Consider the following 23,145-nt stretch of genomic DNA (forward strand, 5'->3'; position numbering starts at 1 on the left):
TCACTTCGTCAGGATGAGCTTGTTGTTGGCGGTGACGCGCAGCCGGTAATGCTCGCCGTTATGGACGAGGATCGCCTCGCGCGCCGGGCCGAGCAGCGCGCGGACATCGATGGCCGCGCCGGTGCCGGAGGCGGGGGGCAGGGGCGAGCCGACCGGAGGCCGGCCCGTGGCCGCGAAGCCCTTGTCGTCGTTCGGGGAGTTCTGCATTTTGGATTGACTCCAGAGAGACGCCCAGTTTAGAACCGATAAAAACTGAGCAATTTCAATGCGATAGATCATTGACTTGGAGTGTCAGAATTATTACCCACGGTCAAGAGCCGCGGCCGGGAGGGTCTCGCGGCACGCAATCGTGAGCCAGCCAGCCCCCGGGTCCGCCCGCCGTGCCAGCCAGCCAACCGAACAGGTTCGGGGCATAGCATGGGTCATCTTTCCGCCGCGGCGCGTCTGGCGCCGGTTTCCCTTTGGACACTCGCACTGGCGAGTGTTTCTGCCGTCGCGCAGAATGCGCCGGTCGCGCCGCCGGCACCGGTTGCCGGCCAACTCGACGAGATCACGGTTACCGCGACCCGCACCGAGGAGCGGGCGGTCGACGCGCTCGCCTCGGTTTCGGTGCGCAGCCGGCAGGAGATCCGCGCGCAGCAACCGCAGCGGCTCGGCACGATCCTCAGCCAGATCCCCGGTGTCACGACGCAGGAAAACCCCAACGATCCCGCTACCGCGGTGAATATCCGCGGCTTGCAGGATTTCGGTCGCGTCGCGGTGACGGTGGACGGGGCACGGCAGAATTTCCAGCGCTCCGGCCACAATGCCAACGGCGCCTTCTTCCTCGATCCGGCCTTCCTGCGTTCGATCGACGTGACGCGCGGCCCGGTCGCGAACATCTACGGCTCCGGCGCCATCGGCGGCGGCGTCTCGTTCGAGACGGTCGATCCGAAGGATATCCTGCGCGGCGGCGAGCGGTTCGCCACCGAGCTGGGCGCCACCGCCGCGGTCGGCGGCCGGCAAACCGGCGTCTATGGCTCCGGCATCGGCGCGGTCCGCGCGACCGATTGGGCCTCGGGGCTGATCGGCATCGCCGGGCGCAACCTCAACCGCTACAAGGATGGCGGCGGCAATGCGATCGCCGATAGCGGCCAGGATCTGGTGTCCGGCATCGGCAAGATCGTCCTGACGCCGGGCGACGGGCACATGCTGAAGCTCTCCGCGCAGGTCCAGCGCTACGAATTCGCGAACGGTGTCGGCACCAGCACCTCGCCGCGCCGCGCCAATGAGGTGACGACCTCGAATCTCGTCGCGAAATACAGCTTCTCGCGTCCGGACAACGATTGGCTGAACCTCAACGCCTCGCTCTACCGCACCACGACCGAAACCGATCAGGTCCGCATCTCCGGCACCCCGGCGCAGATCGGCCAGAGCCGCTATTTCAACATCGAGACCACCGGTTTCGACGTGAACAACACCACGCGCTTCCGGATCGGCCCGGCCACCATGGCCGTCACCTACGGCTTCGACATGTTCGAGGACCGGGTGCGCACCTCGGACCCGTTCAGCAACGGCGACGAGACGACGCCGGGCGGCCGGCGGCGCGTCTATGGTGGCTTCATCCAGAACCACGTCAAATGGTCGATCGTCGACGTGATCGGCGCCTTCCGCTACGATGCCTACGAGCTTGAAGGCGCCACCACGCGCTCTGACGGCCAGCGCGTCTCGCCGAAGATCACGGTCGGCGTCACGCCGATCCAGGGCATCCAGCCCTATGTCACCTATGCCGAGGGTTATCGCGCGCCGGCCATCACCGAGACGCTGGTCAACGGCCTTCATCCCGTCCCGGCGAGCTTCACCTTCGTTCCCAACCCGAATCTCAAGCCGGAAGTGGGCAAGACGGTCGAGGCCGGGCTCAACCTCAAATATGACGGGCTGCTCGCGGCCGATGACCGGTTCCGCGCCAAGTTCGCGGTGTTCGAGAACCGCGTGCGGAACTTCATCGAGGGCGTCTACACCGATCCCGGCGCGCCCTGCGGCGCCGGCCCGGCGGCCAATTGCGCGGATGCCACCTATACCTACAAGAACATCGCCCGCGCCCGGCTGCGCGGCTTCGAGGGCGAGGTTACCTATGACGCGCGGCGCTGGTTCGTGGCGCTCGCCGGCTCGGTGACGCGCGGCGACAACAAGACCAACGGCCAGCCGCTCGAATCCGTCTATCCGGACCGGCTGGTCCTGTCCGGCGGGCTGCGCTTCTTCGACGAGCGCCTCGTCGTCGGCGGGCGGCTGACCCTTGTCGACGAGCAGCGCCGCCTGCCGGCTGCCTCGCTCGCCGCCAATGCCAGCAAGGCCTATGCGCTGGTCGACGCGAACGTGACCTACGAGATCGCCAAGGATACCCGCATCTTCGCGATCGCGGAGAATCTCGGCGATGTCCGCTATCGCCGCTACCGCGACAGCGATCGCTCGCCGGGGCTCGTCACCAAGTTCGGGCTGACGACCCGGTTCGGGATGTAACCGATGGCAGGCGGGGCGGTGATGCGCACGGATCGGCAGGCCGGCCGGGATTTCTCCCTGCCGGAGCCGGACCGCGCGGTCGGCGCCGGATACCCGCCGACACCGGGCCGGGTGGGCCTCTGCCCGGCCATCGCCGGGGCGCGGCGGCTCGGTCCCGGCATCGCGCTGTCGCTGGTGCTGCATTTCGGCGCCGCAGCGGCGGCCATCGTGCTGCTGCCGGCCCGGCCCGCGCCCGAGACGCCGCGCGGGGGCGAGGCGGCGGCGATCGAGATGGCGGTGATCGGCGCCGAGGAGCGCGATTCCGCCCAGGAGGGCGCCCAACCGGCGATGACCGAGCCGGACATGCCCGAGATTGCCCCGCCCGATGCGGTCCCGCCGCCCGAACTCGTGGCAATCGCCGTTCCGCCGCCGGAACCGCCCATGCCGGTTGATATGCCCCCGCCGCCTCCGGTTCAGGAGCCGCTGGCGCCCGTACCGGTCGACCCGGTCGTGGCGCTGCCGCCGCCGGCGCCACCCCGCGTGGAACCGAAGACGGAACCCGCGCCGAGGCCTGCGGCCCGCCCTCAACGCGAGAGCAGGATCGCGCCGCGTGAAACCAGGGCCGCGCCGCGTGAAACCAGGGCCGCGCCGCGTGCGGCCGATGAGGCGCGCGGGCGCCAGGGGGCCGGCCAGCAGGCGGTGACGCGCCAGGCTTCGGCCGCGGGGGGCTCGGGCGGCGCAGCCGCCAGCGCCGGCACCGCCGAGATCGCCTCCTACCGTTCGCGGCTTGTCGCGCATCTTTCGCGCTACAAGACCTATCCGGAAGCCGCGCGCGACCGCGGCATCGGCGGCCGCAACGTGGTCACGATCACACTGCGCCGCGATGGCCGCGTCGCCAATGCCGCGCTGGCCGGCGGCTCGGGGCAATCGCTTCTCGATGCCGCGACGCTTGCGGCGGTGCGCCGCGCCGAACCGTTCCCCGCCGTGCCGGAGGGCGCCCCGGCGCCGTTCACCGTCACGATCGGGATGCGCTACGACCTCCGGGACTGACGGGCCGGGATGCCCGCCATCGCCCGGAGTCACAACAGGAGAGACCCATGTATGTCGCCATGAACCGCTTCCGCGTCGCCAAGGGGCGAGAGGCCGATTTCGAGACGATCTGGCGCACGCGCGAGAGCCTGCTGCACGAGCTCGAGGGCTTCGTGTCCTTCGCGCTGCTCAAGGGGCCGGAGCGCGAGGATCACGTGCTCTATGCCTCGCACACGATCTGGGCCAGCGAGGAGCATTTCCGCGTCTGGACGCGTTCGGAGCAGTTCCGCAAGGCGCATGCCAATGCCGGCAAGGGGCCGTCCCAGACGCTGCTCGGCCATCCGGAATTCGAGGGGTTCTCGGCCGTGCTGGTCGAGGAGAACCGCGCGGCACCGCAGGCGGCGGAGTGAGGCGATGGGCGCGGAAGCCAGTGCTGCCGTCCCGCACGGCATCAGTCCCGCAGCGATGAGCGACCGGCTGGCGCTCGTCGCCGAGCGGATCGCCGCCAAGCCCGACGGCGTGATCGAGGCGGTGGCGCGCGAGGCCGGGGTTCCGACCCAGCTCGTGCTCGAGATGCTGCCGGCCCGCGAGCGCGTCTTCGTGCCGCCGGAGGATTTCGAGCGGCTCTGGGAGCGGCTCACCGGCTGGGGCGAGGTGCTCTTCATCGTGCACACGCCCGATATCGTGCTCGAATGCGAGGGCGCGCTGCCGAAAGGCAGTTTCGGTGCCGGCTATTTCAACATCCATGGCGACAGCCCGATCGGCGGGCATATCCGCGCCGGCAATTGCCGGGCGATCTACCTGGTCGATCGGCTCTTCCATGGCCGGCGCTCGTGCTCGGTCCAGTTCTTCAACGGCGACGGCGAGGTGATGTTCAAGGTCTTCGTCCGCCGGGACAAGGCCCGTGACCTGCTGCCCGACCAGCTCGCGGCCTTCGAGGCCCTCCGGACGGACTGGACCCGCGCCCATTGAACCAGATTCGGCCGGGCTCCCCATCCGGCCGTTTCCCGAAGGGTGTCCGGCGTGCCGGCCCCTCCGGACCCCGGCGGATCGCGGTCAATCCTCGACCGCGATCCGAACGCCGTGCGGCGCGCCTTGCGGGCCGTCGAGCCGCCAATCCGAGGCCGCAGGCATCGCGAGCCGCCCCGCGCGGCGGGTGATCCGCAGATCCGCGCCGGACGGCGACCAGGCGAGCGCGAAGCCGAGATCGAGAAGCCCGCCGTCGCGATAGGCGAAGCTCACCCCGTCATCCTCGACATGCCGGCCGGTTCCGGTGCCGCTCGCGCCGGCCATGGCGAGATAGAGCCGCCGCGCCGGCGCGTCATGCGGCTTCACATCCGGCGTCGCGGCCGCCAGCGCCAGAACCGCGCCCGCCCGGATGAAGACCGGCGGGCGGCCGAGCGGCGCCGCGACCGTGACCAGAGTTCCCGCGGGATGGTGCAGGCCGGTCGCGAACTCGATCCAGCCTGCCGGTCCCGCCGGCAGATATTGCGTCTTCTCGCGCGCGCCCTCCGTGACGACCGGGGAGAACAGCACATCCGGCCCGAGCATCATCGCATCCTGGTCGGCATAGGCGCCGGGATCGTCGGGAAAATCGTAGAAGAGCGGCCGGATGATCGGCACACCCTCCGCGCTCGCCGCATGGGCGAGGCTGTAGATGAGCGGCAGGAAGGTGGTGCGCAGGTCGAGCGCGGCGCGGATTTCCGGCAGCACCTCGGGATGGAGCCAGGGCGTGGTCGCTGCCGCTGCGCCATGGGCGACATCCGGCTTCCAGGAATTCATCACCGCGCGCGGATGCAGCGCCATCATCTCGACCGAACGGCACAGATATTCGGGCGAGGGGCGGGGGCCGGTGAAGCCGCCGATATCGTGCCCGACCTTCGACTGGCCGGACAGCGCCAGCGACAGCCCGTTGCGCAGGTTCCATTTGAGCGTGTGCCAGGAGGTCGAATTGTCGCCCGACCAGGTCTCGGCATAGCGCTGGAGCCCGGCCGGTCCGGCGCGGGTGATGGTGAATGGCCGCCGGTCCGGCCGGTGCGCCCGCGTCGCCTCGTAGGTCGCGCGGGTCATCAGCAGCGCGTGCAGCGGCCGCGCGGCCGGGGCGGGGAAGGGCCGGCCGAACCCGGTCGCCATCGCGTCCTCGCGGCCGATTTCGTATTCGTTGTTGTCGTTCCAGCCGGCATCGAAGCCGGGATCGAGCACCTGCTTGCGGAAGCGCGCCTGCCACCAGCGCACGGTTTCCGGATTGGTGAAATCGAGATAGGAGCCCATCCCGTCCCAGAATTGTTCGACGACCGGCGCCCCCGCTCCGTCCTTGACGAAGCCGCCCGCCGCCCTGACCTCGGCGTAATCCGGATGGTCGTCGATCAGAACCGGCTTCAGGTTCGCGACGCTCGGGAAGCCGAGTTCGCCGAGCTTCGCGAACAGCGCCTGCGGATCAGGGAATTTCGCGCGGTTCCAGGTGAAGACATAGCGGCGCTGGCCGCGGCTCGAATAGCCGGAGCCGAGATGGATGGCGCTGATCGGGATCTTCTCGGCGCGGCAGCGCGCGGCGAAGGCCTCGATCACCGCCTGGGCCTCGGGATCGTCGGCATGGTGCATGGTGGTGAAGGCAAAGCCGAAGCTCCAGCGCGGCTGGAGCGCCGGCAGCCCGGTGAGCCGCGTGAAGCGCTGCGTGACGGCGGCGAGGTCCGGCCCGGCGATCAGCCAGAGATCGAGCCCGCGCTCCTCGATTTCGACATAGCGGTAGATGCCGTGGTAGTTCGAGCGCTCGCAGCCGAGATCGAAGGTCATGGGCGCGAGGCTGTCATAGAACAGCCCGCCGGTGACGCCGCCCGATTGCACGGCGAGATAGGGCACATGCTTGTACATCGGGTCGCCGATCTCGGCATCGTAGCCGAGCGCGTCGAGCTGGAGCACGCGGAAGCGCCGGCCGGTGCGGTCGAGCGGGCCGGATTTGTCGCCGAGGCCAAAATGCCGGTCGCTTTCCGGCCGCTGATGGAAATGGCGGATGCGCTGGCCGCGCTCGGCGAGGGCGAAGCCGCCGGTCGCGCGATCCTCGATCCAGGGTCGCCATTCCCCGCCGACCTTCTGCTCCACGGCGAGGCGGAACGGCGCCGGGCGCAGCGTGACGCGGAAGGCCCCGGCGGTGAGGATCGTCGCCGCGTCTTGGGTCGCGATCGCGGTCGCCGGCGGGGCGAACCCCGCGAGATCGTCGCGATGGCGCCCTTCCCAGGACACGTCGCCCTGCGGCGCGATCATCCAGCTCCGGTCGAGCGGAAGACCCTCCGCCGGCTCGACGACGATGCGCAGCAGCGTCTCGTCCATGGCGCGGATGCGCAGCCGCCAGCCGCCTTCAAGCGTGGCGTCGAGCCCCTGCGGATGCGGCGCAGGTGCGGAAACATCGGTCAGGATATGCATGGAACCCTCAGGATAGTGCCGGATAGGCGGCGCCGCTGGCGCTGTCGAAGAGCCGGCGCGCGGCCGGCTCGCCGAGCCGCAGCCCGATCGTTTCGCCGCGGCGGACGCGCGTCTGGCCCGGCAGGCGGATCGTCAGCGTCTCGCCGGAGGCGAGCGTGCCGTGGAGATAGCTCTCGCCGCCGAGCTGCTCGGTCACCTGGACGGCGAGCGTCGCGTCGCCCTGGCCGGCCTCGATCGGCGTGATATGCTCGGGGCGGATGCCGAGCGTCACGGCATCCCCCGGCTTCGCCGCGCCGGCTTCGCAGGGCAGGGCGAGGCGCCCGCCCGCCGCGAGCGCGACCGTCGCGCTGCGCGCATCGGCCGCCTCGAGCGTGCCCTTGAGGAAATTCATGCGCGGCGAGCCGATGAAGCCGGCGACGAACAGGTTCGCAGGATGGTTGTAGAGGTCGAGCGGCCGGCCGAATTGCTCGAGCCTGCCATCCTTCAGCACCGCGATCCGGTCGGCCATCGTCATGGCCTCGACCTGATCATGCGTGACATAGATCATCGTGTTGCCGAGGCGCTGGTGCAGGTTGCCGATCTCGACGCGCATCTGCACGCGCAGTTCCGCGTCGAGATTGGAGAGCGGCTCGTCGAACAGGAAGATCTTCGGCTCGCGCACCACCGCGCGGCCGATCGCGACGCGCTGGCGCTGGCCGCCGGAAAGCTGGCCTGGCCGGCGTTCGAGCAGGTGCTCCATGCGCAGCATGCGCGCCGCCTCGGCCACGCGCCGCGCGATCTCGGGTTTCGGCGTGCGGATGTTCTCGAGCCCGAACGAGAGGTTCTGCCGGACGCTCATATGCGGATAGAGCGCGTAGGACTGGAACACCATCGCAAGCCCGCGCTCGGCGGCGGGGATGTCGTTCACGACCTGCCCGTCGATCTCGACCGCGCCGGTCGTGACGCTCTCGAGCCCGGCGATCATGCGCAGCAGCGTCGATTTCCCGCAGCCCGAGGGCCCGACGAAGACGATGAACTCGCCATGGCCGATCTCGAGATCGATGCCGTGGATGACCCGGGCCGGGCCGAAGGACTTGGTGACCGAGCGGAGCGTGAGCGTTGCCATCACTTGAGCCCCGTATTGGCGATGCCGGTGGTGATGTGCTTCTGCAGGAAGACGAAGACGAGCGTCACCGGCAGCAGGGTGAGGACGGTCATGGCGAGGAGGTAATGCATGTTGTCGTTGAGTTCGCCCTTGAAGGTCGAGAGGCCGAGCTGAAGGGTGAACACCTCGGATTGCGTGAGCACGATCAGCGGCCACATGAAATCGTTCCAGCGCCACATGACCGAGAGGATCGCCAGCACCGACAGCGCCGGCAGCGAGAGCGGCAGCATGATCCGCCAGAAGATCTTCCATTCCGAGGCGCCGTCCATCCGCGCCGCCTCGAGGAGTTCGTCGGGGATGGTCAGCATGTATTGCCGGAGCAGGAAGACGCCGGTCGGCGTCGCGATTGCCGGGATGATCACGCCCCAGAGCGAGTTGAGCATCCCCAGCGACGACACCGTCATGAACAGCGGCACCAGGATCACCGTCGGCGGGATCAGCAGCGTCGAGACGATGACGATCACCATGAAATCGCGGCCGCGGAACCGGTATTTCGAGAGCGCGAACGCCGCCATGGCGTTGACGACGAGCGTGAGCAGGGTCGCCACGATCGTCACGAAGGTCGAGTTCCAGAAATAGCGCAGGAAGTTGAAGGTGCGCGATTGCGTCGAGCCGAGGGTCGGCTCGGTATAGTTCTCCCAGCGCGGGCTCAGCCGGTCCTTGCGCTCAAGCTGGGCGCGGGGCACCTCGATGATCTGGTCCGGCCGGCCGAGTTCGAAGACCCTCGCATTGAGGCCGCGCGGCCCGACAAAGGCGACATCGGCCTTCGTTCCGTCCGGCTTCGTCCAGACGAACACGCCGAGCTGCCGCGCGCCGTCCGGCGCCGGAACCTGGACCTGCTCGTAGGGCAGCATCCGCGGATCGTTCTCGACCAGCGCGCGCGGCGATTTGATCGAGGACAGGAACATCCACAGGATCGGCATCAGCACGATCAGCACGCCGAGCACGAGATAGGAATAGGCGAGCCAGTCGGTCCAGTGCAGCCCGGCGCGGCCGCGCCGGCGGCCGAGGAAGGCCGAGAGATCGGCTGTGTTGATCATCCGCCGGCCCTCCTGCGCGTCGCGGCGAGCTGTCCGAGCGTCAGCACCAGCAGCACCGCCGCCACCAGCACCGAGGAGGCCGAGGCGATGCCGTAGCGCTTCGCGTCGCCGATGAACGCCATCTCGTAGACATGCTGGATGATGAGCTTGGTCGCCTGTCCCGGCCCGCCGCCCGTCAGCACGTAGATTTCATCAAAGGCCTGGAACGCGCGGATCAGCGAGAGCACCAGCACCACCACCATCGTCGGCATCAGCAGCGGCAGCGTGATCCGCCAGAACTGACGCGCTTTCGAGGTGCCGTCCATTTCCGCCGCCTCGTAGAGATCCTTCGGGATCGCCTGAAGCCCGGCGAGCAGGATCAGCATGTAGAAACCGAGATGCCCCCAGGTATAGACGAAGATCACCCAGAACATCGGCCAGCCGGAACGCACATCGATCAGCCAGTTGACCGGGCGGTAATCGGGAAGGGTCAGGAATTCTCGAAAGGCCGTCGAGAACACGAGCAGCAGCGCAAGCCCGATGCCGACGCCCGCTCCCCAAATCTCGCTGCGCGGAACCTTCATCAGGCGAAACAGCCGCGCCATTATGAGATGAAGGAATGCCGCAAGAACAAAGCCGCCAACGAACGGAAACCAGCCGCTGGTGACGAAGGCGTTCCAGCCCGTCACGGCATCATCGATCAGCGCGTTGAGGATGCCACGGCGCTTGAGCACCCAGTCCCAGATCACCGCGACGACCACCGGCGAGAGCATGACGGGGTAGAAGAACACCGCGCGCCAGAAGCCGCGTCCCGCGATGTCGCGGTTGAGCACCAGCGCCGTCGCGAGCGCGACCACGATCATCACCGGCACCTGGACGAGCGCGAAGAACAGCGTGTTCCAGATGCCGGTCCAGAACGAGAACCCCGCGACGGGGCAGGATTTCGGGTCGAGCCAGCTGCCGCAATCGAGCAATTCGCGGAAATTCTCGAGCCCAACGAAGGGCCGCTCGGCGAGGATCGCCGATTGGCCACCCGTGAAGGCGATGTAGAAGTTCAGCATCATCGGCCAGAAGGAGAACAGGCCGAAGACCAGCACGTTGGGGACCAGGAAGACATAGGCCATCCGGTTTGCCCCGATATGCCGCTGGAGGGCCCGGAAAGGGCCGTCCAGGGCATCGCCGAGCTTGCTCCAGAGCCAGCCGGCGAGATCGCCGGCCGACCGGGCGCCCGCGGGCGCGGAAGGATCGGGGAGGGAGGCCATGACGCGCCGTCCCGCCGCTTACTTCTTCACGGCGTTGTCGATTTCTTCCTGGATCTTGACATAGGCCTGCTGAAGCGTCAGCGGTCCGGTGATCGCTTGGGCGATGTAGTTCACGGTGGCGTTGTAGATCGCGACATTGCGCTGGTAGCCCTGAAGGGCATGCGCGACCGGCGAGATCTTCTGGAAATCGGCCGTGAACTGCTTGAGCGCAGCCTGCGTCTGCGCGCCGACTTCCTTGCCGTAGGTGAGCCCCTTGGCCGCGAGGCCCTTATGCGCGGGGATCTGCACGGTGCGCTCGTAATATTCCTTCAGGATCGGCTCCGAGACCATGAATTCCATGACCTTGGCCACTTCCTTCGGGTGCTTGGTGGATTTGAACGCCACCATCGCCGCGCCGCCGGGCATGGCCGAGCAGCCGGCCGGCCCGCAGGGCTGCGGCGGCACGATCCATTCGAACTTGTCGCCGATATCGCTCTGGAATTTCTGGATCATCCACGAGCCCGCGATATGCATCGCGGTGTCGCCGTTGATGAACATGTCGCCGGCATTCTTCCATTTCGCGCCGGCAGCACCCGGCCAGATATCCGGCGGCATCAGCCCGTCCTTGTGCCATTGCACGAGGCGCTCGGCCACCGCCTTGAAGCCGGCATCGACGACGGCGCTCGGGTTGCCGTTGGCGTCGAAATACTGGGCGCCGTAGGAGATCGACATCCCGGCGAAGCGATGGCCGGTGCGGTCGAGCGCCATGCCGGAATAGATCTTGCCCTTCTTCTGCACCTCGGCGAGGGCCTTGGCCCAATCGTCCCAGGTGGCGCCGGCGGCCGGCATCTTGACGCCGGTCTGGTCAAACATCGTCTTGTTGACGAACGGTCCGGTGACGGTGAGCTGGGTCATGAAGCCGTAGATGCCCTTGTCGTCCTTGCCGACGCGCATCCAGGGCAGGGTGGAGGCAAAATTCTCTTCCCAATAGGCCGCGTTTATGTGCGGGCGCAGGTCGAGATAATATTTGTTGAGGCCGCCGAGATTGGTGACGCGCGCCATGTCCGGCGCCTCGCCGCCCTGCAGACGGGTTTCGAGCTGTTCGCGGATCACGGCAAACCCGACCTTGTCGACCGTGACCTTGATCGTCGGATTCGCCTTCTCGAACCGGTCGAGCAGGTCGCGCGCGACGTCGCATTCATTGGCGTCGGCGTAGCAGAGATAGCGCAGGTTGACATTCTGCGCCGAGACACCCGACGAGAGCGCCGCGGTGCCGGCCGCGATGCCGAGCGCGATGAGCCGGGCCTTCACAGGCAAAGCAAGCATGGTCTTCTCCTCCCTGGCCCGCCCACCGGGCCCGCTTCTTGGATCGGCGATATCCCGGATCCCCGCAAGAGGCTTCGGTCCACCGTTTCGGACATAGTTTGGCAAACGTTTGCCAACGATGTCAAGTTGAGTGAAGATGGTTGTGGGGGATTGCGCGATCATGGCGTCGCGCCGCATCCTGCCGTATTCCGGGCGGCCAAGGCGAGGCTCCTTTCGATGAAGCAGACGCAGCGCGAGCAGCCGCAGCGCGACAGGGAGAAGCCGGGACCGCGCCGCCCGCGCGTCTCGCTTTCGACGATCGCGCGCGCGGCGGGCGTGTCGATCTCCACCGTCTCGCGCATCGCCAACGGCCAGCTCAACCGCGCCAATCCGCAGACCGTGGCGCGGGTTCAGGCGCTGCTGGAGACGACCGGCTATCGGCCCGACAATATCGGCCGCTCACTCCGCCACGGCCGCAGCCGCATCGTCGCCATGCTGGCCCCGAACCTCACCAACCCGGCGATGGCGGCAATCGCGAGCGCCACCGAGACCGCGCTGCGCGAGGCCGGCTATGTGATGATCCTGTGCGACACGCATGACGAGCCGGCGCTCCAGGACGAATATCTCGCGGCGATGCGTTCGCAATCGGTCGAGGGCTATGTCGTCGTCTCGGGCCTTGCGACGGCGATGCTGGAGGCTTTCGTCGAGGGCGGCGAGCCGGTCGTGTTCGTCGGTCGCAGGCCGGCCCTGCGCGGGCGTCCGGCGCCCTTCGTCGGCATCGACAATCGCGGCGCCGGCGCCATGGCGGCGGATCACCTGCTGGAGCGCGGGCTGCGGCGCTTCGGCTTGATCCATTCCGCGACCAGTTCCTCGGCGATCGAGGAGCGTGTCGCGGGGTTCCGCGCCCGGCTTGCCGAACGCGGCGTGCCGGCTTCGGCGATCGGCACCGGGATGTCGCTCGAGCTCCAGCATCTCTTTGCGGGCTACGCCGCCACCCGGCAGCTCGTCGAGGCCGGGGGCTGGCCGGAGGGGCTGTTCGCGGTCTCGGATCTGATGGCCTACGGCGCCTATCGCCTCGCCCGCGAGGCGGGGATCCATGTCCCGCGCGATTGCGTGATCGTCGGCATCGACGACAACATCCTCAATGCCTGGATCGCGCCCTGGCTGAGTTCGGTCCATGTGCCGTATGAATCCTTCGGCACCGCCATCCTCGCGCAGCTCCGCGCGCGCTGGGAAGGACGGGGCGGGGGGGATGCACTGCTGCCCTACCGCCTCGTCGCGCGCGCGGATGACGCGTGCGAATGACGATGCCGGCTGACTTTGCCTCTGTCTCTGGTAGAGCGCCGGGCCGCCTCCGCGCCCGGCTCCGCCGCCTGCTCGGCGGGATGCCGGCGAGCCGGTTCCTGCTCACCGGCCACCACGCGCTCGACACCGCGGACGGCGTCCTCGCCTGGCGGCTCGACCTGCGCCGCGACGAGGGCACGCCGGTTCGCGGCTTTCTCTGCGCGCCGGCGCGACCGGCCGGGCCATGCCCGGCGCTGCTCTATTGTCATGCTCATGGCAACCGCCACGAGACCGGCGCGGACGAACTCATCGAGGGCCGGCCCGCGCTCGTCGCGCCTTACGGCCCGGCCCTGGCGCGGGACGGGTTCGTCAGCCTGGCGATCGACATGCCCTGTTTCGGCGCGCGGCGCGGGGAGGCGGAGAGCGCGGCGGCGAAACGCCATCTCTGGCACGGCACGACGCTGTTCGGCGAGATGATCGCCGATCTGCGCGGCGCACTGGCGCTCCTTGCGGGGCTGGAGGCGGTCGATCGCCGCCGCCTCGGTGTCCTCGGCCTGTCGATGGGCGCCACCCATGCCTTCTGGCTCGGCGCGCTGGAGCCGCGCCTCCGCGCCATTGCCCAGCTCTGCGTCTTCGCCGATCTCGCGGCGCTGATCGAGGCCGGCGCCCATGATCTCCACGGCCCCTATCTCACCGTGCCGGGGCTGGCCCGCGCGGTCTCGACCGGCGCGATCGCCGGGCTCGCCGCGCCCTGTCCGCAATTCGTCGCGATCGGCGCCGAGGATCCGCTGACACCGCCGGCCGCCTTCGCCCGCGCCCGCGCCGATCTCGAGCGGGCCTATCGCGCGGCCGGCGCCGCGGCGGCGCTCGAATGCCATGTCGCGGCCGAGACGGGGCATCGCGAGACGCCGGCGATGCGCGCGGGCGTCCTCGATTTCCTGCGCCGCCGGCTCGCGCCCGCCCATGCCGGCGGCGTCAATGCGCGGCGCTGAGCGCTGCAAAAGCCCCAACAGATTGTTTTGCGTTGCACAAGATTAAGGCAGAACGCCCGAAGGCGCGGCCGCGGCATGATGCCGGCCCCGATGCGCGGCACATCCGGCCGACGGGAGACTTTCCGCTTGTCCGTTGAGAAACAAGGGTAAAGCAACCTTCCTGCGGCTCTGCCGGTGCTTGGCACGGCTCATGCTGTGCAGAAGGGAGGCACGGAGAGGGCGCAGCGATGCCGCCCTGAACCCGGCCTTTCGCGCTCACGGGCTTTCGGCGGCGGTGTCGGAATCGCGGGGCGCTGGCTTCACGGCGGGCTGCGCCCGCGGACAGGGGAGAACCGATCGATGGCCAGGGTGATCACGCGGGCCCAATCCCTTCCGGCGGCGGCGAGCCGGCGCGACCTGCTGCGCCTCGGCGCGGCGGCGGCGACCCTCGCAGCGGCGCGGGCGCTGCTGCCCGGCGGCGCGCATGCGCAGGGCGCGGGCCCCGAGGTGAAAGGCACCAAGCTCGGCTATATCGCGCTGACCGATGCCGCGCCGCTGATCATCGCCAAGGAGAAGGGCTTCTTCACCAAACACGGCCTGCCGGACATGGACATCGCCAAGCAGGCGAGCTGGGGTGCGACACGCGACAACATGGCGCTCGGCACCAAGGCCAACGGCATCGATGGCGGCCATATCCTGCGGCCGAAGGTGCATCTCTATTCAACCGGCAAGGTGATGCAGAACGGCCAGCCCCTGCCGATGTATACCCTGCTCAACCTCAACGAGGATTGCCAGGGAATCTCGGTTTCCAACGAATACAGGGATCTGCCGGTCGGCACGGATTCCTCGGCGCTCAAGGAGGCCTTCGCCCGGAAGAAGGCCGCCGGCAAGGATGTGAAGGTCGCTATGACCTTCCCCGGCGGCACGCATGACCTTTGGATCCGCTACTGGCTCGCCGCCGGCGGTATCGACCCGGACAAGGATGTCCAGACGATCGTGGTGCCGCCGCCGCAGATGGTGGCGAACATGAAGGTCGGCACCATGGACGCATTCTGCGTCGGCGAGCCGTGGAACGAGCAGCTCGTCAACCAGGGCATCGGCTTCACCGCCGCCACCACCGGCGAGATCTGGTTCCGCCACCCGGAAAAGGTGCTCGGCATGCGCGCCGATTGGGTGGATGCGAACCCGAAAGCCACGCTCGCCATTCTCGCCGCCGTGATGGAGGCGCAGATTTGGTGCGACAGAAGCGAGAACAAGCAGGAAATGGCCGAGATCATCGGCCGCCGGCAATGGTTCAACGTGCCGGTGGCGGATATCATCGGCCGGCTGCGCGGCGACATCAATTACGGCCGCGGCAAGCAGGCGAAGGGCACCAACCTCCAGATGAAGTTCTGGGGCAAGGCGGGCGAGAGCTCCTATCCCTGGAAGAGCCTCGATGCCTGGTTCGTGACCGAGAATATCCGCTGGGGCAAGTTCGAGCCCAATACCGACATCAAGGCGCTTGTCGGCAGGAGCAACCGCGCCGATCTCTGGCTCGAGGCGGCCAGGGGGCTCGGCCTGCAGGATCTCCCCTCCGGCGAGAGCCGCGGCGTCGAGAAATTCTTCGACGGCAAGGTCTTCGATCCCGCCGATCCCGAATCCTACCTGAAATCGCTCGCCGTGAAGCGTCTCTCCTGACGCGCCGGCCCGGACAGACGGAGCATCCCGCATGGCCCAGCCCGCCTTCAAGACCGTTCCACCACCCGCCGGCCCGGCGCCGCGCCCCAGCGGATCCGCCCGCATCCTCCGCCTGCCCGGCCGGGCGCCTGGCGCCCGCCCAACCGGCTGGCGCGCGCGGGCCGGGGCGCTGGCGGCGACGATCCTGCCGCCGCTGGTGGTGATCGCCGCGCTGCTCGTCCTCTGGCAGATCGCCTTCGGCAAGCCGGGCGCCGCGCTGCCGCCGCCGAGCGTGATCTGGAGCGAGGCAAAGGACCTGATCCTTGATCCGTTCTTCGTCAACGGCTCGCAGGATATCGGTCTCGGGCTGCGCGTGCTGACCTCGCTCGAACGCGTGATCTACGGTTTCGGGCTCGCGGCGATCGTCGGCGTCCTGCTCGGGGCGCTTGTCGGGCAATCGGTCTGGGCGACGCGCGGGCTCGATCCGCTGTTCCAGGTGCTGCGCACGGTGCCGCCGCTCGCCTGGCTGCCGATCAGCCTCGCGGCGTTCCGCGACGCCAATCCGAGCGCGATCTTCGTGATCTTCATCACCGCGATCTGGCCGGTGATCATCAACACCGCCGTCGGCATCCGCCAGATCCCGCAGGATTACCGCAACGTCGCCGAGGTCCTGCGGCTCAACACGGTCGAATTCTTCTTCAAGATCATGGTCCCTTCCGCCGCGCCCTACATCTTCACGGGGCTGAGGATCGGGATCGGGCTTTCCTGGCTGGCGATCGTCGCCGCCGAGATGCTGACCGGCGGGGTCGGGATCGGCTTCTTCATCTGGGACGCGTGGAATTCCTCGCGGCTGCCCGACATCATCGTCGCGCTCGTCTATATCGGCCTTGTCGGCTTTGCACTCGACCGTCTCGTCGCGCTGGTCGGCCGGGTCGTGACCCGCGGCGTCTCCGTGACCTGAGGGAGGGATGCATGCCCGGCTACCTGAAGCTCGACCATCTAGCCAAGACCTTCGCCCGCAACGGACAGGCGAGCGAGGTGCTGCGCGACATCAATCTCGTCATCGATCAGGGCGAGTTCGTCTCGATCATCGGCCATTCCGGCTGCGGGAAATCGACGCTGCTCAACATCATCGCCGGCCTGACCCCTGTCACCCTCGGCGCGGTTCTGCTCGAGAACCGCGAGGTCAACGCGCCGGGGCCGGACCGGGCGGTGGTGTTCCAGAACCATTCGTTGCTGCCCTGGCTCACGGTCTACGAGAATGTGAAGCTCGCGGTGGACAAGGTCTTCGCCGGGCGGAAATCCCGCGCCGAGCGCCATGACTGGATCATGGCCAATCTCGATCTTGTTCAGATGGGCCATGCCCGCGACAAGCGCCCCGCCGAGATTTCCGGCGGCATGAAGCAGCGCGTCGGCATCGCGCGGGCGCTGGCCATGGAGCCGAAGATCCTGCTGCTCGACGAGCCCTTCGGCGCGCTCGATGCGCTGACCCGCGCCCATCTGCAGGACAGCGTCATGGATATCCATGCCCGGCTCGGCAACACGATGATCATGATTACCCATGACGTCGACGAGGCTGTGCTGCTCTCCGACCGCATCGTGATGATGACCAACGGCCCCGCCGCGACGATCGGCGAGGTGCTGCCCGTCACGCTGCAACGGCCGCGCCGGCGGCTCGAACTGGTCTCGGATCCGCGCTATGTCGCCGCGCGCGAGACGGTGCTGCGCTTCCTCTACGAGCGCCATCGTTTCGTCGAGGCCGCATGAAGGAGGCACCGATGTCGCCTCTTGGCCCGGCCATCGGCGCCCGCAGGAGCCGGCTGGGGATGGGATCGGATCTTCCCGGTCTCAGGCCGGGTTCCGAATGGCGGGGTGGGGCTTGTCTTCATGCCGGGGATGTCTGACATGGCGGAACCCGCTCCGATCCGCACGACCTGCCCCTATTGCGGTGTCGGCTGCGGCGTGCTCGCGCGGCCCGCGCCCGACGGCACGGTCGAAATCGCCGGCGATCCGGCGCATCCGGCCAATCGCGGCCGGCTGTGCTCGAAAGGCGCCGCGCTCGGCGAGACGCTCGGGCATGACGGCCGGCTCCTCCATCCCGAGATTAGCGGCGCCCGTGCGGATTGGGAGAGCGCGCTCGACCTCGTGGCGCGGCGCTTCTCCGAGACCATCGCCGCCCATGGCCCGGATTCGGTGGCGCTCTACGTCTCGGGCCAGTTCCTGACCGAGGATTACTACGTCGCCAACAAGCTGATGAAGGGGTTCATCGGCTCGGCCAATATCGACAGCAATTCCCGCCTCTGCATGGCTTCCTCCGTGGCGGGGCATCGCCGCGCCTTCGGCACCGATACGGTTCCGGGCAATTACGAGGATATCGAGCAGGCCGATCTTGTCGTGCTCGTCGGCTCCAATCTCGCCTGGTGCCATCCGGTGCTGTTCCAGCGCCTTGCCGCGGCGCGCGCGGCGCGCGGCACGCGCCTCGTCGTGATCGACCCGCGCCGCACCGTGACGGCCGAGGCCGCCGATCTCCATCTCGAGATCGAGCCGGACGGCGATCTGCCGCTCTTCCTCGGGCTCCTCCATCATCTCGACGCCGAAGGCCGCCGCGACCCGGCCTATCTCGCCGCCCATGTCGGCGATCCCGGCCCGGCGCTCGCCGCCGCCGCGTCCTATGACGTTGCCCGCGTGGCGCGGGAAACCGGGCTCGCGCCGGCAGCGGTCGCGGCGTTCTTCCGTCTCTTCGCCGAGACGGAGAGGGTGGTAAGCGTCTATTCGCAGGGCATCAACCAATCGGTCTCGGGGTCGGACAAGGTCAACGCGATCCTCAATTGCCACCTGCTGACCGGGCGGATCGGCCGCCCCGGCATGGGGCCGTTCTCGATCACCGGCCAGCCCAATGCCATGGGCGGGCGTGAGGTGGGCGGGCTCGCCAACATGCTGGCGGCGCATCTGGCGATCGAGGATCCCCGCCATCGTGATCTCGTCCGCCGGTTCTGGGCGGCACCGCGCCTCGCGGAGGCGCCCGGCCTCAAGGCGGTGGACATGTTCCGCGCGGTCCGCGACGGGCGGATCAGGGCGTTGTGGATCATGGCCACCAACCCGGCGGATTCGCTGCCCGATGCCGATGACGTGCAGGAGGCGTTGCGCGACTGCCCCTTCGTCGTGGTCTCCGACGCCATGCGCGAAACCGACACGACCCGCTTCGCGCATGTGCTGCTCCCCTCTGCCGCCTGGGGCGAGAAGGACGGCACCGTCACCAATTCCGAGCGGCGGATCTCGCGCCAGCGCGCTTTCCGTGCGCCGCCCGGCGCGGCGCGGCCGGATTGGTGGCAGCTCACGGCAGTCGCGCGGCGCATGGGATTCGCCGGCTTTGAATACGCCGGGCCGGCCGATATCTTCCGCGAGCACGCGGCCCTGTCCGGGTTCGAGCCGGAGATGCGCCGCGATTTCGACATTTCCGCCCATGCCATGATCGATGCCGAAGCTTATGCGGCACTCGCGCCGTTCCAATGGCCGCTCCGGCCGGGTTCGGCGGCGGGGCAGGCGCGGTTCTTCGCCGAGGGCGGTTTCTTCACCCCCGACGGTCGCGCGCGCATGGTCGCGACGCCGGTTCCGGCGCCGGTGAAGCAGCGCGCGGCGGAATTCCCGCTCTGGCTCAATACCGGCCGCATCCGCGACCAATGGCATACCATGACCCGCACCGGGCAGGTCCCGCGGCTTTCGAGCCATTCCGCCGAACCGTTCTGCGAAATCCATCCGCAGGATGCGGCCGAGGCCGGGATCGCCCCCGCCGGGCTGGTCGAGGTCCGGACGGCGCGGGGATCGGGGTTGTTCCGCGCCCATGTCACCGAACGCCAGCGGCGCGGCGCGATCTTCGTGCCGATGCACTGGACCGACCGTTTCGCAGCGCGCGGGCGGATCAATGCCGCGACCGATCCGGCCGCCGACCCGGTCTCCGGCCAGCCGGGGCTGAAGGCGAGCCCGGCGGCGCTGCGGCCCTTCCGCGCCGCCTGGCACGGCTTCGCGGTCAGCGTCGCCCGACCGCGCCCCGAGGGGCTGGCCTATTGGGCTTTGGCCCATGCCGAGGGCGGATTTCAGCTCGAACTTGCCGGCGCTGCCATGCCGGAGGATTGGCAGAACTTCGCCGCCGGATTATTCCAGACAAGCGAGGATGCGGAATGGGTCGCCTATTACGATGCCGAGGCCGGGCTGACGCGGCTCGCCGCCTTCGCGGGCAGGCGGCTGCTCTGCGCGCTGTTCACGGCGCCGGAACCGCTCTTGATCGCCCGCGGCTTTGTCGCCGGCGCGCTGGGCGGGACGCATGCCGGCATGGCGCGGCTGCGGCTGCTGGCCGGGCAGGGCGGCGCGGAGCGTCCGGATCCCGGCCCGATCCTCTGCGCCTGCTTCGCGGTGGGCGTGAACGAGATTACGGCAGCGATCCGCGCGGGGCGCGCGACGAATGTCGAGGAAGTCGGCGCCCTGCTCAAGGCCGGCACCAATTGCGGCTCCTGCCGCGGCGAGATCCGGAGATTGATCGATGAGCACCCGCTCGAGAAAGCCGTCTGAGGCCGCGCCGACGCGGCTCGGCGCGCTCGCCCGGCTGCCGGTCTTCTTCGACCTTCAGGGCCGGCGCGCGGTGCTGGCCGGCGGCTCGCCCGGCGCGGCCTGGAAGGCGGAACTGCTGGCGGCGGCCGGGGCCGATGTCGCGATCTATGCTCCGGAGCCTTCCGACGAGATGCAGGCGCTGCTGGCGCGCGGCGCGGCGGCTGGGACCCTGGCGCTGCATGCCCGGCCCTGGGCGATCGATGTCTTCGCCGGGGCGGCGATCGCGGTGGGGGATTTCGAGGACGAGGCCGAAGCCAAGGCGTTCCGCTGCGGCGCGCGGGCGGCGGGCGTGCCGGTCAATACGGTGGACAAGCCCGGCACCTGCGATTTCATCTTCGGCTCGGTCGTCAACCGCTCGCCGGTGGTGATCGGCATCTCGACCGACGGCGCGGCGCCGATCCTCGGCCAGGCCGTTCGCCGCAAGATCGAGACGCTGCTGCCCGCGAGCCTCACCGAATGGGCAGGCCTCGCGCGCCGGATCCGCGACGCGGTGCTCGACCGGCTGGCGCCGGGGCCGCAGCGGCGGGCCTTCTGGGAAGCCTTCGCCGACCGCGCCTTCGGCCCTGCGCCGGCAGGTGGGGACGAGGCGGATCTCCGCCGGCTGATCGAGGCGGTGCGGACCGGTCAATCCGCCGCCGGTGGCCGCGTCACGCTGGTCGGTGCCGGGCCGGGCGACCCGGAATTGCTGACCCTGAAGGCCGTGCGCGCCCTGCAATCGGCGGATGTGATCCTGTTCGACGATCTCGTCTCGGACGGGGTGCTCGAACTCGCCCGCCGCGAGGCCAAGCGGATGATGGTCGGCAAGCGCGGCGCGCGGGAAAGCTGCGCGCAGGACGACATCAACGCATTGATGCTGAAGCTCGCCGGGCAGGGCAAGCACGTGGTGCGACTCAAATCCGGCGATCCGATGATCTTCGGCCGGGCCGGCGAGGAGATCGCGGCGCTGGACGCGGCGGGTATTCCGGTTTCGGTCGTGCCGGGCGTCACCTCGGCGCAGGCCATGGCGGCGCGCATCGGCGTCTCGCTCACCCATCGCGAACATGCCCAGGGGCTGACCTTCGTCACCGGCCATTCGCGGGCCGGAACCCTGCCGGAAACGCTCGATTGGGCGCATCTCGCGCGGCCGCACGCCACCACGATCTTCTACATGGGCGCCCGGCGCGCGGCCGAGATCGTCGCGCGGCTCGAGGCCGAGGGCATGGCACCGGAGACGCCGGCCATCGCCATGGCCGGCATCTCGCGCGCCGGTGAGGCGGTCTGGCGCGGCGGGCTACGCGATCTCCCGGCCGGGATCGCCGGCCTGCCGACCGGCGCGCCGGTGCTGATCGGCATCGGCGCGGTCTTCGCGCTCGCGCGGATGGGACGGGACGCGACGCCGGTTCCGGCGCCGCGTGCGGCGTGCTGAACGGGCGTGGGAAATATCCCACACGAAGCGTCGTTGCGTTTGGGGTTGTCGTCCCACGGTTGTCGCGCCTAGCCTTTGCCCGGGCATCGGATGATGCCGCGCGATCGGGGGCCGGAACCATGCGCGTCGAGGCGAGCGAGCAGCGGCGGGAGGAGGGCGCGGCCGACGATTCCGGCGAGGCGCCGGCCCTTCTGGACGCTATCGGCGCCTTCTGCCGGGCGCGCGGCATCGCAGAATCGACCTTCGGCCGGCTCGCAGTCAATGACGGCAAGTTCATCCCCCGCCTGCGCGACGGCGCCCGCATCCGGCCCGAGACGCTGGCGCGCGTTGCTGCCTTCATGGCGCGCCACGGCGCCGCGGCGCCGGCCCATCCGCGGGAATTGCAGCCGCTGCTGCGCTTCGCGCCGCGCCCTGCGCCCGCTGCGGCGCCGGACCCTGCCGAGGCGCGCGACCGGCAGAAGAATTTCCGTTTCTTCGACAATCGCCAGAAATACCTGCTCTTTGTCTCGACCTGCTCCGAGAAGGCGGTGATCGCGCGCCGCGTCGGGCAGGAATTGCAGAATCTGCGGCCCGATCCGCCGGCCCTGCGCGTCTTCGATGCCGGCATGGGCGACGGCACCGTGCTGACGCGTGTGATGCGGCAGATGCATCGCCGCTTCCCCACCACGCCGTTCTATGTCGTGGGCAAGGAGATCAGCCTCGAGGATGTCCGGCTCTCGCTCGACAAGATGGCGGACCGCCTGTTCGAGCATCCCGCGACGGTGCTGGTCGTCACCAATCTCTATTATTCCGAGGCGCCCTGGCTGACCCCGCGCGACCCCGCAATCGCCAACGGGCTGACCTGGAAGGAGGTCCGCCTGACCGGCGCCACCTCCGACGATTTCGCGGTGCAGATCGGCGCCCTCGAACCCTTCCTCTCCGCGCATTGGCAGGCGCGGCATTCGCCGAAGACCGGCAACCCGATCTACGAGCGCCCCACGGTGATGATCCTCTACCGCGACGACATGCGCTTCCTGCTGCATGACGTCATCCCCCGGCAGGGGCGCGCCAATGCCGGCTACGATCTCGTCATCGCCTCGCAGCCCTATCGGCTGCGCGTGACGCCGGATTTCAAGGCCGGAAAGGTGGTGGCGCCGCTGAGCCGCGCGCTGCGGCCGGGCGGGCGGCTGATCGGCATCCATTCCTGCGGCGGCGATCCCGGGCTCGAGATCGTGCGCGGCGTCTGGCCGGGGGAGAATCCCTATCTCCACGGCCGCCGCGAGATCCTCGCCGCCACCCGCCGCGCGCTGGGGCGCGAGGCGCGGCATTTCAGCTTCATCGCCCAATCCGACGCGCGCTCGATCTTCCGCTACGAGATGCACACGCTGCCCTCGGAAGTATCCGGCGCCGGGATCGGTACCTCGACCCTGTTCGCGGCCTGGAACGCGGCGGTCTATGTCAACCAGATCGATGACGAGCGCCTGACCGACGCGCTCGGCGGGCCGGGTTATCTCGCGGCGACGCGCGCGGTGTTGAACCGCTATGGCCGGCTCTGGTTCCAGGACGAATCCTACATCATCGCGCGCCGGCGGGCGTGATCCGGGGAGGG

18 protein-coding genes are annotated in these 23,145 nt (G+C 69.0%); 12 read left to right on the forward strand and 6 right to left on the reverse strand.

All coding sequences use genetic code 11. The features are described 5' to 3' along the window. Positions 1-207: a hemin uptake protein HemP gene (locus FWJ24_RS06245; protein WP_150286930.1), complete on the reverse strand. Its 207-nt coding sequence runs from the start codon at positions 205-207 to the stop codon at positions 1-3. A 210-nt stretch (positions 208-417) separates the two neighbouring features. Here FWJ24_RS06245 and FWJ24_RS06250 point away from each other — a divergent pair, with 210 nt between their 5' ends. From FWJ24_RS06250 to hutX, 4 genes are read left to right on the forward strand one after another with little or no spacing between them, the layout of a single operon-like run. Beyond that, the gene (locus FWJ24_RS06250; RefSeq protein ID WP_150286931.1) at positions 418-2,499 is read left to right on the forward strand and encodes a TonB-dependent hemoglobin/transferrin/lactoferrin family receptor; all 2,082 of its coding nucleotides are present in this window, start codon (positions 418-420) and stop codon (positions 2,497-2,499) included. A gap of 3 nt (positions 2,500-2,502) precedes the next feature. Beyond that, a complete protein-coding gene (locus tag FWJ24_RS14910) occupies positions 2,503-3,528 on the forward strand; it encodes an energy transducer TonB (protein WP_150286932.1) in 1,026 nt (341 codons plus the stop codon). A 47-nt stretch (positions 3,529-3,575) separates the two neighbouring features. Continuing rightward, positions 3,576-3,917 (forward strand): heme-degrading protein HmuQ, encoded by a 342-nt coding sequence (gene hmuQ / locus FWJ24_RS06260; protein WP_150286933.1) that lies wholly within the window; start codon positions 3,576-3,578, stop codon positions 3,915-3,917. Positions 3,918-3,921: 4 nt separating this feature from the next. After that, entirely contained in the window at positions 3,922-4,479 is a 558-nt protein-coding gene (hutX, locus tag FWJ24_RS06265) for a heme utilization cystosolic carrier protein HutX (RefSeq protein WP_425468906.1), read from the forward strand. 84 nt (positions 4,480-4,563) lie between these two features. Here the strand turns inward: hutX and FWJ24_RS06270 are convergent, their stop codons facing one another. Genes FWJ24_RS06270 through FWJ24_RS06290 form a run of 5 tightly spaced genes read right to left on the reverse strand, consistent with a single transcriptional unit; the run spans position 4,564 to position 11,657 of the window. Next, positions 4,564-6,927 (reverse strand): TIM-barrel domain-containing protein, encoded by a 2,364-nt coding sequence (locus FWJ24_RS06270; RefSeq protein ID WP_150286934.1) that lies wholly within the window; start codon positions 6,925-6,927, stop codon positions 4,564-4,566. 7 nt (positions 6,928-6,934) lie between these two features. Further along, positions 6,935-8,032, reverse strand: coding sequence for an ABC transporter ATP-binding protein (locus FWJ24_RS06275; RefSeq protein ID WP_150286935.1), 1,098 nt, complete (start codon positions 8,030-8,032; stop codon positions 6,935-6,937). Further along, positions 8,032-9,111, reverse strand: coding sequence for a carbohydrate ABC transporter permease (locus FWJ24_RS06280; RefSeq protein ID WP_150286936.1), 1,080 nt, complete (start codon positions 9,109-9,111; stop codon positions 8,032-8,034). Before FWJ24_RS06280 ends, FWJ24_RS06275 begins: the two co-directional genes overlap by 1 nt. After that, positions 9,108-10,352, reverse strand: a complete 1,245-nt coding sequence (locus FWJ24_RS06285; protein WP_150286937.1) for a carbohydrate ABC transporter permease — start codon at positions 10,350-10,352, stop codon at positions 9,108-9,110. Before FWJ24_RS06285 ends, FWJ24_RS06280 begins: the two co-directional genes overlap by 4 nt. A gap of 18 nt (positions 10,353-10,370) precedes the next feature. Further along, entirely contained in the window at positions 10,371-11,657 is a 1,287-nt protein-coding gene (locus FWJ24_RS06290) for an ABC transporter substrate-binding protein (RefSeq protein ID WP_150286938.1), read from the reverse strand. A 216-nt stretch (positions 11,658-11,873) separates the two neighbouring features. On the opposite strand from FWJ24_RS06290, the gene FWJ24_RS06295 reads away from it, so the two are divergent. The 8 genes from FWJ24_RS06295 to FWJ24_RS06330 all read left to right on the forward strand — a co-directional run bounded on the left by FWJ24_RS06295 (position 11,874) and on the right by FWJ24_RS06330 (position 23,134). Beyond that, a complete protein-coding gene (locus FWJ24_RS06295) occupies positions 11,874-12,941 on the forward strand; it encodes a LacI family DNA-binding transcriptional regulator (protein WP_150286939.1) in 1,068 nt (355 codons plus the stop codon). Continuing rightward, positions 12,938-13,912 carry an alpha/beta hydrolase family protein gene (locus FWJ24_RS06300; protein WP_150286940.1) on the forward strand — a complete coding sequence of 325 codons (975 nt, stop codon included), beginning with the start codon at positions 12,938-12,940 and terminating at the stop codon, positions 13,910-13,912. Before FWJ24_RS06295 ends, FWJ24_RS06300 begins: the two co-directional genes overlap by 4 nt. Positions 13,913-14,251: 339 nt before the next feature. After that, a complete protein-coding gene (locus FWJ24_RS06305) occupies positions 14,252-15,568 on the forward strand; it encodes a CmpA/NrtA family ABC transporter substrate-binding protein (RefSeq protein WP_150286941.1) in 1,317 nt (438 codons plus the stop codon). A gap of 31 nt (positions 15,569-15,599) precedes the next feature. Beyond that, positions 15,600-16,508 carry a nitrate ABC transporter permease gene (ntrB, locus tag FWJ24_RS06310; protein WP_150286942.1) on the forward strand — a complete coding sequence of 303 codons (909 nt, stop codon included), beginning with the start codon at positions 15,600-15,602 and terminating at the stop codon, positions 16,506-16,508. A gap of 11 nt (positions 16,509-16,519) precedes the next feature. Beyond that, entirely contained in the window at positions 16,520-17,314 is a 795-nt protein-coding gene (locus FWJ24_RS06315; RefSeq protein ID WP_150286943.1) for an ABC transporter ATP-binding protein, read from the forward strand. Positions 17,315-17,452: 138 nt separating this feature from the next. Further along, positions 17,453-20,113 (forward strand): nitrate reductase, encoded by a 2,661-nt coding sequence (locus tag FWJ24_RS06320; protein WP_150286944.1) that lies wholly within the window; start codon positions 17,453-17,455, stop codon positions 20,111-20,113. Next, a complete protein-coding gene (gene cysG, locus FWJ24_RS06325; RefSeq protein WP_150286945.1) occupies positions 20,085-21,557 on the forward strand; it encodes a siroheme synthase CysG in 1,473 nt (490 codons plus the stop codon). The genes FWJ24_RS06320 and cysG overlap by 29 nt, the downstream gene beginning before the upstream one ends. Before the next feature lie 119 nt (positions 21,558-21,676). After that, positions 21,677-23,134: a hypothetical protein gene (locus FWJ24_RS06330; RefSeq protein ID WP_246155568.1), complete on the forward strand. Its 1,458-nt coding sequence runs from the start codon at positions 21,677-21,679 to the stop codon at positions 23,132-23,134. The last annotated feature ends 11 nt before the right edge of the window (positions 23,135-23,145 follow it).

Origin of the sequence: Rhabdaerophilum calidifontis (assembly GCF_008641065.1) — a bacterium.
Lineage (GTDB): Bacteria > Pseudomonadota > Alphaproteobacteria > Rhizobiales > Beijerinckiaceae > Rhabdaerophilum > Rhabdaerophilum calidifontis.

Coding starts and splice junctions, on each gene's coding strand:
- FWJ24_RS06245 (WP_150286930.1), bottom strand. CDS start 207: ATGCAGAACTCCCCGAACGACGACAAGGGCTTCGCGGCCACGGGCCGG.
- FWJ24_RS06250 (WP_150286931.1), top strand. CDS start 418: ATGGGTCATCTTTCCGCCGCGGCGCGTCTGGCGCCGGTTTCCCTTTGG.
- FWJ24_RS14910 (WP_150286932.1), top strand. CDS start 2,503: ATGGCAGGCGGGGCGGTGATGCGCACGGATCGGCAGGCCGGCCGGGAT.
- hmuQ (WP_150286933.1), top strand. CDS start 3,576: ATGTATGTCGCCATGAACCGCTTCCGCGTCGCCAAGGGGCGAGAGGCC.
- hutX (WP_425468906.1), top strand. CDS start 3,922: ATGGGCGCGGAAGCCAGTGCTGCCGTCCCGCACGGCATCAGTCCCGCA.
- FWJ24_RS06270 (WP_150286934.1), bottom strand. CDS start 6,927: ATGCATATCCTGACCGATGTTTCCGCACCTGCGCCGCATCCGCAGGGG.
- FWJ24_RS06275 (WP_150286935.1), bottom strand. CDS start 8,032: ATGGCAACGCTCACGCTCCGCTCGGTCACCAAGTCCTTCGGCCCGGCC.
- FWJ24_RS06280 (WP_150286936.1), bottom strand. CDS start 9,111: ATGATCAACACAGCCGATCTCTCGGCCTTCCTCGGCCGCCGGCGCGGC.
- FWJ24_RS06285 (WP_150286937.1), bottom strand. CDS start 10,352: ATGGCCTCCCTCCCCGATCCTTCCGCGCCCGCGGGCGCCCGGTCGGCC.
- FWJ24_RS06290 (WP_150286938.1), bottom strand. CDS start 11,657: ATGCTTGCTTTGCCTGTGAAGGCCCGGCTCATCGCGCTCGGCATCGCG.
- FWJ24_RS06295 (WP_150286939.1), top strand. CDS start 11,874: ATGAAGCAGACGCAGCGCGAGCAGCCGCAGCGCGACAGGGAGAAGCCG.
- FWJ24_RS06300 (WP_150286940.1), top strand. CDS start 12,938: ATGACGATGCCGGCTGACTTTGCCTCTGTCTCTGGTAGAGCGCCGGGC.
- FWJ24_RS06305 (WP_150286941.1), top strand. CDS start 14,252: ATGGCCAGGGTGATCACGCGGGCCCAATCCCTTCCGGCGGCGGCGAGC.
- ntrB (WP_150286942.1), top strand. CDS start 15,600: ATGGCCCAGCCCGCCTTCAAGACCGTTCCACCACCCGCCGGCCCGGCG.
- FWJ24_RS06315 (WP_150286943.1), top strand. CDS start 16,520: ATGCCCGGCTACCTGAAGCTCGACCATCTAGCCAAGACCTTCGCCCGC.
- FWJ24_RS06320 (WP_150286944.1), top strand. CDS start 17,453: ATGGCGGAACCCGCTCCGATCCGCACGACCTGCCCCTATTGCGGTGTC.
- cysG (WP_150286945.1), top strand. CDS start 20,085: ATGAGCACCCGCTCGAGAAAGCCGTCTGAGGCCGCGCCGACGCGGCTC.
- FWJ24_RS06330 (WP_246155568.1), top strand. CDS start 21,677: ATGCGCGTCGAGGCGAGCGAGCAGCGGCGGGAGGAGGGCGCGGCCGAC.